15 protein-coding genes are annotated in these 13,278 nt (G+C 69.3%); 10 read left to right on the forward strand and 5 right to left on the reverse strand.

The features are described 5' to 3' along the window. Positions 1-359 precede the first annotated feature (359 nt). The 3 genes from PXH83_RS15135 to PXH83_RS15145 all read left to right on the forward strand — a co-directional run bounded on the left by PXH83_RS15135 (position 360) and on the right by PXH83_RS15145 (position 3,604). Entirely contained in the window at positions 360-1,616 is a 1,257-nt protein-coding gene (locus PXH83_RS15135; protein ID WP_274560743.1) for an NsdA family TPR-like regulatory protein, read from the forward strand. A 15-nt stretch (positions 1,617-1,631) separates the two neighbouring features. Next, positions 1,632-1,997: a hypothetical protein gene (locus tag PXH83_RS15140; RefSeq protein WP_274560744.1), complete on the forward strand. Its 366-nt coding sequence runs from the start codon at positions 1,632-1,634 to the stop codon at positions 1,995-1,997. Between the two features lie 662 nt (positions 1,998-2,659). Beyond that, positions 2,660-3,604 carry a hypothetical protein gene (locus tag PXH83_RS15145; protein ID WP_274560745.1) on the forward strand — a complete coding sequence of 315 codons (945 nt, stop codon included), beginning with the start codon at positions 2,660-2,662 and terminating at the stop codon, positions 3,602-3,604. A 108-nt stretch (positions 3,605-3,712) separates the two neighbouring features. On the opposite strand, the gene PXH83_RS15150 is transcribed toward PXH83_RS15145, so the two are convergent. The 3 genes from PXH83_RS15150 to PXH83_RS15160 all read right to left on the reverse strand — a co-directional run bounded on the left by PXH83_RS15150 (position 3,713) and on the right by PXH83_RS15160 (position 4,834). Then, positions 3,713-4,168: a tellurite resistance TerB family protein gene (locus tag PXH83_RS15150; protein WP_214920587.1), complete on the reverse strand. Its 456-nt coding sequence runs from the start codon at positions 4,166-4,168 to the stop codon at positions 3,713-3,715. 63 nt (positions 4,169-4,231) lie between these two features. Beyond that, entirely contained in the window at positions 4,232-4,396 is a 165-nt protein-coding gene (locus tag PXH83_RS15155) for a hypothetical protein (RefSeq protein ID WP_274560746.1), read from the reverse strand. Positions 4,397-4,447: 51 nt separating this feature from the next. Beyond that, positions 4,448-4,834: a hypothetical protein gene (locus PXH83_RS15160; RefSeq protein WP_274560747.1), complete on the reverse strand. Its 387-nt coding sequence runs from the start codon at positions 4,832-4,834 to the stop codon at positions 4,448-4,450. 156 nt (positions 4,835-4,990) lie between these two features. Between PXH83_RS15160 and PXH83_RS15165 the strand changes: the two genes are divergently transcribed. Continuing rightward, entirely contained in the window at positions 4,991-5,557 is a 567-nt protein-coding gene (locus PXH83_RS15165; protein WP_274560748.1) for a DM13 domain-containing protein, read from the forward strand. A gap of 51 nt (positions 5,558-5,608) precedes the next feature. Here PXH83_RS15165 and PXH83_RS15170 read toward each other — a convergent pair whose 3' ends face one another. After that, positions 5,609-5,962 (reverse strand): VOC family protein, encoded by a 354-nt coding sequence (locus PXH83_RS15170; protein WP_274560749.1) that lies wholly within the window; start codon positions 5,960-5,962, stop codon positions 5,609-5,611. Between the two features lie 146 nt (positions 5,963-6,108). On the opposite strand from PXH83_RS15170, the gene PXH83_RS15175 reads away from it, so the two are divergent. Next, positions 6,109-7,533 carry a DUF1254 domain-containing protein gene (locus tag PXH83_RS15175; protein WP_274560750.1) on the forward strand — a complete coding sequence of 475 codons (1,425 nt, stop codon included), beginning with the start codon at positions 6,109-6,111 and terminating at the stop codon, positions 7,531-7,533. Between the two features lie 88 nt (positions 7,534-7,621). Here the strand turns inward: PXH83_RS15175 and PXH83_RS15180 are convergent, their stop codons facing one another. Further along, positions 7,622-8,269: a TetR/AcrR family transcriptional regulator gene (locus PXH83_RS15180; protein ID WP_274560751.1), complete on the reverse strand. Its 648-nt coding sequence runs from the start codon at positions 8,267-8,269 to the stop codon at positions 7,622-7,624. Between the two features lie 113 nt (positions 8,270-8,382). Between PXH83_RS15180 and PXH83_RS15185 the strand changes: the two genes are divergently transcribed. The 5 genes from PXH83_RS15185 to PXH83_RS15205 all read left to right on the forward strand — a co-directional run bounded on the left by PXH83_RS15185 (position 8,383) and on the right by PXH83_RS15205 (position 13,024). Then, the gene (locus PXH83_RS15185) at positions 8,383-9,828 is read left to right on the forward strand and encodes an MFS transporter (protein ID WP_274560752.1); all 1,446 of its coding nucleotides are present in this window, start codon (positions 8,383-8,385) and stop codon (positions 9,826-9,828) included. A 188-nt stretch (positions 9,829-10,016) separates the two neighbouring features. After that, entirely contained in the window at positions 10,017-10,235 is a 219-nt protein-coding gene (locus PXH83_RS15190) for an acyl carrier protein (RefSeq protein WP_274560753.1), read from the forward strand. After that, entirely contained in the window at positions 10,235-11,476 is a 1,242-nt protein-coding gene (locus PXH83_RS15195; RefSeq protein WP_274560754.1) for a beta-ketoacyl-[acyl-carrier-protein] synthase family protein, read from the forward strand. The genes PXH83_RS15190 and PXH83_RS15195 overlap by 1 nt, the downstream gene beginning before the upstream one ends. 20 nt (positions 11,477-11,496) lie before the next feature. Then, positions 11,497-12,393: an alpha/beta fold hydrolase gene (locus PXH83_RS15200; protein ID WP_274560755.1), complete on the forward strand. Its 897-nt coding sequence runs from the start codon at positions 11,497-11,499 to the stop codon at positions 12,391-12,393. Positions 12,394-12,682: 289 nt separating this feature from the next. Then, positions 12,683-13,024, forward strand: a complete 342-nt coding sequence (locus PXH83_RS15205; protein ID WP_274560756.1) for a hypothetical protein — start codon at positions 12,683-12,685, stop codon at positions 13,022-13,024. Positions 13,025-13,278: the final 254 nt, after the last annotated feature.

Here is a 13,278-nt window from a genome sequence, read left to right on the forward strand (position 1 = left end):
TAAGCCGTTACGAGCCAGCTTCCCCTCAGCTCGCTGCCTGGCCAGGCTCGCGCATACGGCACACCCGTTGACCGGCCGTGCCTCCCTGGTGGGCAACGGCCCGTGCTCAACAGCCGGAGCCGGAGCCGGACCGTTCCCCATGTCGATCGGCGGCCGCTCGTGCTCAGGTGCTCTGATGCTCTGCGTCTCCATTGCCTGCACCCCTCGTGCCGTCGACCGTCTCGGTATTGCTGACACCTTCAAGGGAACCGTCATGAGGGCCAGCACTCCACGGCATCGATGCGGCAGTCTTGAGGCACATCCGGTGCACGGGGTGCACGGTCCCCGTACGGCGGGCCGTGTCGAGGAGGGAGCCGCGCGTGGGGCTTGCTGAGCGGCGAAAGGTGCTGGGCTACAGTCAAGAAACGTTCGCCCAGGCGCTCGGAGTGGACCGCACAACGGTCGGCCGCTGGGAGAGCGGAAAGAACTCACCTCAGCCGCCGTTACGGCCGAAGCTCGCCGAGGTGATGCAAGTGGACCTTGCCGAACTGGACGCCCTGGTGGCGCAGTCACAAACCTCAGCCCAGGAGTCCGCAGGGTCGCCACCCAGCCACGACTACGGCCCGAGGGATACCGAGGACATGATCCGACGCGAATTCCTGCGTGCGATAGCGGTAACCGGCGCATTCGCGGCGCTGCCCGCCGACGAGGCCGAAGCACTGGGCGACGGGACCGGTCGAGGGACCGCATCGGACTTCTTGCGGATGAACGGGCACCTGTGGCAGGTGTACCAGCTCGCACGCTCCAAGGGGTCGGTGCTCCCCATCGTGCAGGAACAACTCACCACGCTGACCAGAACTCTCACCGGCCGATCCGACGCCGAAGTGCAGCCTCTGTGCGGCGCAGCGGCCGACCTCTTCCAACTCGCCGGGGAACTCGCCTTCGACAGCAACCGCTACACGGACGCCGCCGTCTCCTACGCCCTCGCGGCTTCAGCGAGCAAGGAGGCCGGTGCATTCGATCTGTGGGCTTGTGCGCTCGTCCGGCACGCGTACGTCGACGTGTACGAGCGCCGTTTCAGGGAAGCCGCAGATCTGTTGTCGGCGGCCGAAAGGGTCGCCAGACGGGGGGACAGCTCGCTGTCGACGCGGCATTGGGTTGCTTCCGTGCAGGCCGAAGCCCATGCCGGACTGGGCGACTTGGCAGCCTGCGAGCGTGCACTTGATGAGGCGGAGAAGGTCACGCATCTGGTCGGCCTCGGCCACACCGGCGGCTGGCTGAGGTTCGACGGTTCGCGACTGGCGGAGGAGCGAGGAGCCCGTTACGTACAGCTCGGCCGTCTCGATCTCGCCGAGAGAGCGCTGAGGACAGCATTGGATCAAGGCGCCTTGTCCCAGGGGCAGTCGCTGCGCCGACGAGGAGCCGTCCTTGCGGATCTGGCCGCCATCGGAGCAAAGCGCCGCGATCCTGACCAGCTCCTTGCCTTCGGGCGCGAGGCTCTGGAACTCGCGCGAGAATCCTCCTCCGGCTATGTCGCCCGTAGACTCCAAACGCTACGAGCTGAGTTCGGCCCCTTGATCCGCGACGGCCGCGTAGCCGAGCTGGGGGCAGAGATCGGCGCACTGAGCGGGACGTGACGAAGAGGGGTAGGCATGTCGCAGATCGAGGGCGCACGGGTGTTCCGGGAGGCGTGGATCGCCGGTGTGCAGGAGCACTTCCCCGGCGAACCGAAGTCGAGCTACGTCACTTCTTGGGAGGACACTCCCGAGTGGGAGCGTCGAGCCGCTGGGGCTGTGTATCAGCAGGTTCACCAGTTCCTCGATCTGAGTGGTGGACATGCGTCGCGGCTGTCGCGTGAGCAGAAGGGCCGGTTCGTCGCGACCTGCTGGACCGCGCAGATGTACAAGCACTTCGAGGACCCGAAGCCCGGATACGTGGCGGACTGGCGGGAACTGCCCGACTGGCAGAAGGAGACCGACGCGGACATCTTCGACGCGATCGAGAAGTCTCTGAACTGAGTCGTGCGGAGCTTGTCTGGGGCGCGGGCGTGGGCGGGGGCGTTGGTTGCTTCTGGTGTGGGGCCGCCCATTGCGCAAGTTTCGCGGCTCCGGGGCGGGTGTAAAGGGCGCTCCCTGCGGTCGCGTCGCTGCGCGATGACCCTTCGGGCCACCCTTGACACCCGCCCCTCCACCGCTGGTTCTTTACGGGGGCGGCCCCTGGGGGCGGGGCCCCGGCCAAGGCCCGGGGAGTGGCTGCTCGTCGTTGCCGGGCGGCGGGTTTGGTGGGTGGGGACGGACGGCGCCGCCCCGTGGTCCGTAGGGAGTCCTTAGCCCCTTGTGTGTGGAAGAGGACACTTGCACGCCTGGGCATGGGGACCCTTGGGGTGTCTCGTTCCGATCACAAGACGCGGGTGCAGACGCCCACCAGACTGCCACCCGCCAAAGGTCGAAGACCAGCGGATCGGCCTGAGAGTCGGGCGTAGCGTAGGTGTGCCTCGTCCGGCCGCGGGGCTGATCGTCGCGATCCCCAAAGCTGTGCGCACGGAGCGTAGTTGGTGCGGTACCGTGATCGCGTAATCACTCTCTGCGTACATCTTGTCGCGCGGAGCGGCCCCCGGCGGTGCTACCAACACCAATCCGAGGGCCTTCACCACCGAGGCTTACGACAAGGAGCCCCCGGGATGATGCGCCATGTTAACGCGCCCACCAGCCGCTTCACGAAGGTTTCCAACGACCTCGTCCGGCATCCGCGCCTGACCCCGGAAGCGAAACTCCTGCTCATCTACGTGCAGGGCCTTCCACAGAGCGAGGCGTCCAAATCCCTCAGCGAGCACGCGGCCAAGCTGAACATCACCGGCCGTGCCTACCAGCGAGCCAAGGAACTCCTCCTGGCCTGCGGGTTCTTCCACCACTGGCGTGAACAAGGCACGGGCGGACGCTGGTTCACCGATCAGCTCCTCGCGAACGTCACCCTCACGAGCGAGGAGGCGTCGCGCATCCGGCACGGGATCCCGCCGAGTACGCAGTCTCCGACCGCCGGAGCACCGAAGCGTCCGATGGTCGGTGGCTCTCCTACGGAACGTAAGACGGGAGAGAAGAACACTCCCCATCCCCCACCCAAAGACGCCGAGGCGGCCGAGGTGGCCGAAGTGGGTGACGCCGACACGGCATCCGAACTCGTCGAGGCGGAACGCGTACTGCTCGGGTTGCGCCACCAGCACCGCGACCTGTACCTCGGCCCCCGCGAGGCCCGCACCCTTGCCACCGCCGCCGCGGAATGGCTGCGCCGGGGAATCACCTCCGCCGAGCTGTGCCGCGCCCTCACCGCAGGCCTGCCCGCCGGAGGCATCCAGTCGGCGGTGGGCTTCCTCCGGCACCGCCTCACCACCAAGCTCCCGGCCCCGGCGCCCCCGAAGCCGCGCGTCTCGTACGACGAACTGCCCCCGTCCCGCATCCCGAGCCCTCTGATCACCTGCGCAGGCCCAGGTCCGGATCACGCCTTCCGCCCCGTGGCCGACGAAACGCAATGCGCCCCTTGCCGCACCGACCACGCCACACCGGTACCGGCACCACGCCGCCGTGCCGCCTGGCGGGACATCGTCCCCTCTGCCACCGCCACGCATTGACGCTCCCAGCCGACGGTGGGTTGTGCTGCCAAAGAAGGCGGCGGCTACCCCGGCCGTCTGGCCGGGGCGCCGCCGCCTTCGGTGATGCGTCGCTCGGTGCCCTCGGTGCTACAGGTCGAACTCGTGCGGCGGCAGGTCGAGTGTGAAGCACGCCTCCCGTACGAGGGCCTGCTCGTCCTTGTCGAAGTCGCCGTCGGCGCCGCCGATGACGATGCCGATCTGGATGACGGCGCGAGCCTCGGCGGGCTTCTTCTTCGCCTTGGCGACCTCCTGGAGCACGCTCACCTTGCCGAAGGCGAAGTCGGTGGTGAGCTTGTTCAGGTAGTCGTCGAAGCGACGCTGGAGGTCGTCGGCAGGGAAGTTCTTCAGTACCTCGTTGGTGGCGATGAGTTGGGCCACCCGCTGGCGCTCGGCCGGGTCGATGGAGCCGTCGGCGGCGGCGACGAGTGCGCACATCGCCATGCTCGCGTCGCGGAACGAGCCGCTCTTCAGGTCGTTCTTCTTCGCCTCCAGCTGGGTTTGCATCGTCTGGGCGGACTCCTTGATGCGATCCCACAGGGCCATGAGGACTTCAACTCCGTCTGTGTCGGTGCCGGCTGGTCTACCTCTACAACGATGTAGAAGCTATCAGGGGCGTTGAGCAGCCGCCTTGTCATCGCCTGTGCTGCGGCATTCGCCGCCCTCGCTCTGCTCGTGGTCGCGCTGCTCGTGGTCGTAGTCGTGCTCGTCGGACGAGCGGGCTACCTCGGCGCGGATCATGGCGTTCACTGCGGCGTACGGGTCGATGGGCATGTCGGACTTCCTTACGGTGGAGGGTGGTTGAGCGTTTGGCCGAAGCCCCCCTCAGCAGCGCAGAACCACGCACCGGACGGTCGAAGATCCGAGTGCCGTCGCCGGATGCGGCAAGGGCCGCTCGGGCGGGGACGGGTTTGGCGTGCGCGTACTCCGGTACGGGACCACCGGGCCGGCCGCGTGCCCCTTCCGGCTCCGGCCCCTCGCGCTCTCGCCGGCCCCCGGCCGCGCCTCACTGTCGGCGGCGTCCGACGGCTGGCCCTCCGCCCCTGCCCCGTTGCCGCTCTCGGCGGCGGAGACAGGGCGTCCCTCGGGTGCCGAGACCGCGCCGAAACCGCCGCCCGCCCCCAGCACCATGGCGAAGACGGCGGTGAGCACCAGCAGCGCCATGAGCGCGCCCTGGCGCACCGCGCGCGGGACGAAGCGAGAGACACGCATGTGCCTCTCGTCCCACGGACGCGTGCCTCTCGTCCCACGGACGCGCCGGTTTATACCCGTACGCCGGAGAAGTCCCCTCTACCGGACTAGTGCCGTAAGACTTCCGTCATCGGATCGGGCGAGGTCGACGCACCCTTTCTGGCGTTGAATGAGCGCATGAGACACATACTCGGCAAGCCGGTGGTCATCGGGGTGCTGCTCGTCGGAATGCTGGCGGTCGGCGTGGGCCTGTACTGGTTCCAGCCGTGGAAGCTGTGGCAGGACGAGACGGTGAAGGACGAACTCCCCGTGGCGGCCCCCGTTTCGGAACCCTCTTCGAAACCCTCGGACGAGGCCGCGCCGGAGAAGCCCTCCACCGCCCCGCCCGCCCTGCGCACACTCGCCTCCGGCACCCTGATCAGCCACGAACACGCCACCAGCGGCACGGCGAAAATCCTCCAGCACCCCGACGGCACCCGCACCCTCCGCCTGGAGAACCTCGACACCAGCAACGGTCCCGACCTGCGCGTCTGGCTCACGGACGCGCCGGTGAAGGAGGGCAAGGCCGGCTGGCACGTCTTCGACGACGGCAAGTACGTCAGCCTCGGCAAGCTCAAGGGCAACAAGGGCGACCAGAATTACGCCCTGCCCGCCGACGCCGACCTGGGCGCCCTCACCAGCCTGACCATCTGGTGCGACCGTTTCGACGTCTCCTTCGGCGCGGCGAAACTCGCGCGGGCCTGACCGGCGCGGGCCTGACCGGCGCGGGCCTGACCGGCGTACGTCTCCGGCGCCTCAGCCGAGGTCGTACGCCACCGGGTGCTTGGGCTCGTACAGCGGCAGCTCGGTCCCGCTCGGCAGCCTTACGGCGGCGAGCAGCCCCCAGCCCTGGTCGCGCACGGGTCCTGAGATCTCCGCCCCGCGCTGGGCGAGGTCCGCGAGCGTCTGCTCGATGTCGTCGCACATCAGGTAGAACTCGTGCTTGGGGCGCCCGCCCGTGGGGTGTACGGCGACCTCGGCCGGCGGCAGCTTGAAGATCAGCCAGCCGCCGCCCGAGTCCACCCCGGGAAAGCCGAGGACGTCGCGGATGAAGGACCGGTCCGCGTCGGCGGCGGTGCTGTAGAGGATGACGTGGGCGCCGTTGATCATGTCTGTCTGCCTCGCTCGGGAGTCGATGTGCGCATCCGAGCACCGATGCCCGCCCCCGGCCCCGCACTGAACCGGCCGGGGGTACCGGTCACCCGTCCGGCTCGGCCCAGGTCGCCCGTACGGCCCCCGGACCGGATCCTCGAAACATGTCTGGGCAGAACCCAACCGCTGAGTCGGCAGCCGATGCCTTTGTGTACGGCTACCCGCTGGTCTCCGGCCTGTCGGCGGTCGATGCCGCCCTGCACAAGGGCTTCGGCACCCTGGGCCCCGCCCCCTTCAACCACTTCTCGCACGCCGGCCGACTGGCCTCTCCCGACGACCACTTCCTGTCCGTCAACAACGACACGGTGTACTCGGTCGCACAGCTCGACCTCTCCGGCGGGCCGCTGCTGCTCGATGTGCCGGACACCGGCGGGGCGTACTGCGTGCTGCAGTTCGTCGACGCGTGGACCAACAACTTCGCGTACCTCGGCAGCCGCTCGACCGGCACGGCGAAGAGCCGCTGGCTGATCGCGCCGCCCGGCTGGCCGGGCAGCGAACCGGACGACGTGACCGGCGTGATCGACGCCCCGACGTCCGTTGTCACGCTCGTCGGCCGCAACGCGTGCGACGGCCCGGACGACATGCCGCGTGTTGCGGCGATCCAGCAGGGTCTCGTACTGACGCCGCAGGATGGGGCCGAACACCGGACCGGGTTGCCCGCCGTCGACCCCGATGTGCCCGACGAGCTGCGCTTCTTCGAGCGGCTGCGGGTATGGATGGCGGACTTCCCGCCGTCCGCGGCGGACCAGGCGTACCAGGACCGTTTCCAGCCGCTGGGTCTCCTGGAGGAGGGCCCTTCGCCGTACGTGAACGCGGAACCCGCGCTTGTACGGGCGCTCAGGGAGGGGCTGGCCGCGGGCAAGGAGCGCATCGAGAGCGCGTCCAAGGCGGCGTCCTCGGAAGCTCAGTCCCCCGAAGCTCAGCCCTCGCAAGCTCAGTCCTCGGAGGCCCAGTCCTCGGAAGCTCAGGTGCGGCCGGGCGAATGGGAGATGAGCCCCCACCTCTTCGACTACAACCTCGACCACCTCGGCATCGGCACGATCGACTCCATGCAGTGGCGCATCGACGACCGCGAGGCCTCGTACCTGACCCGCGCGGTCGCGGCGAGCACCGCCCTGTGGGGCAGCCACGGCTACGAGGCGGTGTCCGCGTCCACCTCCACGGACGCGGAAGGCAGGCCGCTCACGGGCGCCACGTCGTACACCGTGCGCTTCGAACAGCCGCCACCGGTCGGGTCGTTCTGGTCGATGACCATGTACGACACCCCGGACCAGTACCTCGTCGACAACCCGATCGGCCGCTACTCGATCGGGGACCGCACACCGGGTCTGGTGTACGCCGACGACGGCTCGCTGACGATCCGTATCGGCAGGGAGCGTCCGTCCGACCCGATCGAGGCGGCGAACTGGCTTCCGGCGCCGGAGGGTGGATTCCGTCCGATGATCCGCCTCTATACGCCCAACGAGGCGGTGACCGACGGCAGTTACCGCCTGCCGACGATCCGGCCGCGCGCCGCACAACCGGGGTGACACTCCGGCGAACGCGACCTGGGATCACCGCACGGCATCGCGTGCTGGTCACCGCCCGGGTGAGGCATGGAGGTGCCCGCGCTCGTGATCAATACACCTGAGCGCCGTAGCGGCTCAGGAACATGTCCACGCCGCCCGTGACAAGGCGGTCGGTGAGGTCGTCGTCGATGTGGGTTCCGTAGGCGCCGAAGACCAGGTGCGGGAAGATCAGGAGCGCGTACAGCTGGATGATCGCGACCTCCAGGTCGGGGATCACCAGGCGGCCCTGGTCGGCGAGTGCGCGCAGCGCGCCCGCGATCGCGGGGTGGTGGCCCTCGGGTCCGTGGCCCTTCCATGCCTGCCCGAGCTCGGGGAAGCGGTGCAGCTCGGCGGCGACGAGGTTGCGCAGGGCGATGACGTCCTGGTTGCCGGTGACCGCGCTCACCCAGGTGCGGGCGGCGTCGATGAGTGCCGTACGCAGGTCGTCGGTCTCGGCGAGGCCTTCGAGCGCCGTCATTGAGGCGGTGCCGAGGGGCTCGTCGAGTGCCTCGGTGATGACCGCGGTGAACAGCGCTTCCTTGCTGCCGAAGTGGTTGTAGACGGTCACCTTGGACACCCCCGCCTCGGCGGCGATGGCGTCCATGCCGACGCCGAAGCCGTCCCGCAGGAAGAGTTCGCGGGCCGCCCGGACGATGGCCTGCCGCTTGAGTTCGGCCCGGGGGCCGCTGGGGGGCTGCTTGACGCTGTCCACGCTCATGGCCCGATCCTAGCAGTTCAACTGAACTGAACAGTTGAGTTCAAGTGTACTGGGCCGTACAGTTCAGTTGAAGGAACTGACCGCTGCTCCTCACGCTGCCCTGGAAGTGATCCATGTCTTCGACAACTCATCCGGCGGAACACCACCACCACGACCACCCACCCGCCACACCGCGCCGCTGGGCGATGCTCGTACTCGTCTGCGTCGCGCAGTTCATGCTCATCCTCGACGTCACCGTCGTGAACGTCGCTCTGCCCGACATGGCGGCCGACCTCGACCTCGGACGCGCGACCCTGACCTGGGTCGTCACGGCGTACACCCTCTGCTTCGGCGGGCTCATGCTCCTCGGCGGCCGGCTCGCCGACGCGCTCGGTGCCCGACGCACGCTCGTCGCCGGGCTCGCGGTCTTCACCGCCGCCTCGCTCGCCACCGGGCTCGCCGAAACGGCCCCCATGCTGCTCGGCGGCCGTATCGCCCAGGGCGTCGGCGCCGCGCTGCTGTCTCCGGCCGCCCTCTCCCTCGTCACCACCACCTTCCACGGCGCCGAGCGCAACAAGGCCCTCGGCGCATGGGCCGCGATCGGCGGCATCGGTTCGGCGGCAGGCGTACTGCTCGGCGGCGCGCTGACCGACGGGCCCGGCTGGCAGTGGGTCTTCTACGTCAACGTGCCGGTCGGCGTCCTGCTTCTGGCCGCCGTCCCCACCCTCGTCCCGGCGCGCACCCCGCAGCCCGCCCGCCTCGACTTCCCCGGCGCACTCCTGGTCACCGCGGGCACCGCATCGCTCATCTACGGGCTGGTCGAGGCGGGCGACGACGGCTGGGGCGCCGGCGCGACCCTGCTGCCCCTCGTCGGCGCGGTGGCGCTGTACGCGGCCTTCGCGGCGGTCGAACGGGCAAGCAGCGCACCGCTGATGGACCTGCGGATGTTCACCCGGCGGCCGGTCCTGGCGGGCGCGTTCCTGATGCTGATCGCCACGGCGCTGCTGATCGCGTTCTTCTTCCTCGGGTCGGTCTACCTGCAGCACGCACGCGGCTTCAGCCCCCTGCGGACCGGCCTGGTGTTCCTGCCGGTGGCCGTGGCCGTCGGCATCGGCGCGCATCTCGGGTCGCAGCTCGTCGGGCGGATCGGCAGCCGTACGACCGCCGTCGGCGGCATGGTGATCGCGGCCGCCGGAACCGTCCCCCTGACCCGGCTCTCCGCCGACAGCAGCGTGTACGCCGGGCTGCTCCCCGGATTCGTCGTCGCGTCCCTGGGCATCGGCGCGGTGTTCGTCACGGCCACCACGACCGCGCTCGGCATGATCGACCCCCATGAGTCGGGCCTCGCCTCCGGAGTCGTCAACACCTTCCACGAGGTGGGCGGTTCGATCGGCGTGGCGGTCGTGTCCACGGTCGCCGCGTCCGGCATCGAGGGCGGGTTCGGGGGCGGCGGATCCGGTGGCGGCTTCACCGACGCATTCACCGTCTGCGCCGTCGCCGCGGCCGCAAGCGCGCTGGTCGCCCTCGCGCTCGTACCCCGTGGCACACCACAGATGAGCGGCGGTCCGCACGTGCATTGATCGCATGAGCCGACTGAATGCACGGAACGCGCCGAACACGCTCATTCCCGTACGCACACGCTATACCTCATTACATTGAGCGAACGTTGTAAGGGCCCTTCCGGGCGGGCGCGTATAAAGGTGGGCGACATCGTGTACGAACTCGGAGGCGACACGTGGCGAGTACGGCGAGTACGAGCGCGACAGAAGTGGTCAGCGCGCTGATGGTGAAGAAATTCGGGGTTGATCCTGCTGCCGTTCGCCCCGAAATCCCACTCTATGAATTGCGTATGGATTCGCTCGCCCTGGAAGAATTCCGCATCCTCATCGAGGATCAACTGGAAATCGACCTGGAGGACGCCGCGCTGACCTCGCGGAACACCGTCGGCCAGCTCGTGGATCTCGTACACAGCAAGATTCTCGGGTGATGCGGCCGACGCAGACGCCCTTCACCGCAGCGGTGACGGGCCTCGGCCTGGTCACCGCCGCAGGTGTCGGAGCCGCCGAGGCGTGGCGCGGAGTCACCGAGAGCGCCGCCGCCACATCTGTGCGTCGCCAGCCGGAACTCGACGGTCTGGCCTGCGACTTCATGTACTCCATCGACGGTCTGGACACCGCGCTTCTCCTTGGGGTGGCGACCCAGCGGCTGATGGACCGGTTCTCCCAACTCGCCGTGCTGGCCGCCCGCGAAGCTGTCGCGGACGCGGGCCTCGACACTTCGGTCTGGGACGGCAGCAGGGTCGCCGTCATCATCGGGTCCGCCCATGGAGGCCTGCCCTTCTACGACGAGCAGCACGCTGTCCTGGCGGCGAAGGGCCCGCGCCGGGTCTCCCCCAAACTCGCCCCGCTGACCGTCGTCAACGGCGCGGCCAGCAGCGTCTGCATGGACCTCGGCGCCCGCGGACCGAGCTTCGCGGTCTCCACTGCGTGTTCGTCGGGCACCCTCGCCATCGGCACCGCACATCAGTTGCTGCGAGCCGGGGTCTGCGACATCGCCATCGCCGGCGGCGCCGAGTCGGTCTGTTCGAGGCTGATCATCGCCAGCGCCTGCCAGATGAGGGCGGTGTCCACGCGCAGGGAGAACCCCGCCGCGGCCTGCCGCCCGTTCGACGCGGACCGGGACGGCTTCGTCGTGGGCGAAGGCTCGGGCCTCCTCGTCATGGAGCGGCCGGAGCACGCCAGGGCGCGCGGCGCCCGCATCCGGGCGGGCATCGCGGGCTACGGGGCGTCCAGCGACGCGTACGCCCCCGTCGCACCCGACCCCGAGGGCAGGGGCATCGAGAGCGCGCTGCGTACCGCGATGTCGGACGCGGACGTCAGCGCGTCCGACATCGGCCACGTCAACGCACATGGCACATCCACCGTGGTCAACGACCTGATCGAGGCAACGGTCCTGCACAGGACGCTCGGCTCCCACCCCCTCGTCACGTCGACCAAGGCGATGACGGGCCACACCCTGGGTGCGGCCGGGGGAATCGAGACAGCCCTCACCGTTCTCGCCCTCCAGCACCAACTTGTCCCACCGACAGCCAACTTGGACTCGCTCGACCCGCAGATCCCGGTCGAGGTGGTCAGCAAGGCCGCGCGGCCTGCGACGTTCGACTGCGCTGTCAAGACATCGCTCGGCTTCGGCGGCCACAACGCGGCTCTCGTCCTCACCCGTACGTAGCTAGCGAGAAGGAATGGCGCATGCCTGAGGAAACCATCCGATCCCTGTCGGTGCACGGGTTGCGCTACGCCTATCGGGTGTTGCGGAGTACCGACCCCGTCACCGAACCGGTCGTGGTCCTCGGCGGCGCCCTGCAAGGAATGCTCGGCTGGCCCCAGGTGGAGGGCCGGCTGGGCCCCGTGGCGGCCGTCGTGACCGCGGACCTGCCGGGCATGGGCAGCGGGGCGCCGCTGCCGCCGGGCCCGAGCGCGGAGATCCTGTGCGACGCCGTCACCCGGATCATCGACGATCTCGACGTACCGCGCGTCAACCTCTTCGGCTTCTCGTACGGCGCCGCGCTCGCCTTCCACTGCGCCCAGAACGCCCCCCGGCGGATCGCCCGGCTGGTCCTCGGCGGCGTACCCACGCACATCTCGGACGAGCAGCGGGCCCACTGGCAGCGGGCCACCGACCGGCTGGCCGCCGGTGACACCGACGGCTTCGCGACGATGGTGACGGACGCGCTGATGTGCCTCGATCCGAAGCGGTACGTGGCCCGGAGGGACCTCGCCTACCGGTACGTCAAGCGGTCCATGGCCCACGCGGTCGTGCACTCGCCGCACGCCGCGGACTCCGTGTACCGCTCGCTCGGCGACCGGCCGGACTTCTCCGGCGGGCTGTCCGGGGTGCCGGCGCTGGTCTTCACCGGGGAGCACGACACGGTGACGTCGGCGGAGCGGCAACGGGCCTTCGCGGCGACCATCGAGGGGAGCCGCTTCACCACCATCCGGGACGCCGACCACTGGGTCGTGCTGGAAAAGGCCGAGGAGGTGGCCGACCTGGCTCTGCGGTTCTTCACCGACCGGCCGCTGACTCCGGCCGACTACCTGAGCCCGGTTCCGCATCAGACCCAGGCGCTCACCGCACCCTTCGACTGATTCACCTGATTCACCTGATTCACCGTCGGCGGCTGCCCGGACGGCGTGACCAGTGTCGGAGCCGCCTCGTTGCGTCTTTGTCGGTCACATTTCACCCAAAGGCTGGAGAAACTTGCGCAACCGCCGCTTCGGCGGACCTGACCGGCCGGGTCGGCGGACTCCCCATCGGCTGAGCCCGAGCCCCGGCGACGTAGCGCACGAGGTGCTCCTGCGATCCCGCAGGAGCACTTCCCATCTCCCTCATTCACTCCATTCACTTCATTCACTACTTCTACGGACGGAGCAGTCCATGCCGAGGCAGAAGCGCCGTAAGCAAAAAGGCCGACGGCACCGCCAGGTCAACCGCACTCCGCGCCCGGTCACCAGGTCGGTTACGGCCCAGGCCGCCGCCGTACCCGACACCGGGACCGCATTCAGGTCCGTCTCCGAGGGTGGCATCGGCCGCCCCGCCGAACGCACGTGGCAGCAGCTCAAATCCCGTGCGGACACCGGCATGAGCATCGACGAGCTGAGCGCCGTCGTGGGCTACCAGCCGGCCACCATCTCCCGGCACGTGGACGGGCTGGCCGCCCACCGTCTGGCGCACCAGCGCGACGGCCGCTGGTACCCCGAGCCGGCCGGGGCCCGCTGAGGCTGACGCGCACCGCGCGCGTGACGGTACGTGGTGGAAAAGTTGCGGAGGGTGGGCAGCGGCGGCACGGTGGCCGTGTACCACTCCCCTCAGGACCCTCACGTAAGGATCTTCGTATGCGTGTTTCCCGGTCAGTCGGCCTCGTCGTTTCCTCGGTGATATGCGGGGCCCTGGCGTTCGGCCCGACCAGTGCCGCTGCGGCGGCACCGGCAGCGCCTCACCCGGAAGGCTCTTCCGCGGAAGAGGCTCCGATT

The organism is Streptomyces spiramyceticus (assembly GCF_028807635.1).
In the GTDB taxonomy this organism is placed as follows: Bacteria; Actinomycetota; Actinomycetes; order Streptomycetales; family Streptomycetaceae; genus Streptomyces; species Streptomyces spiramyceticus.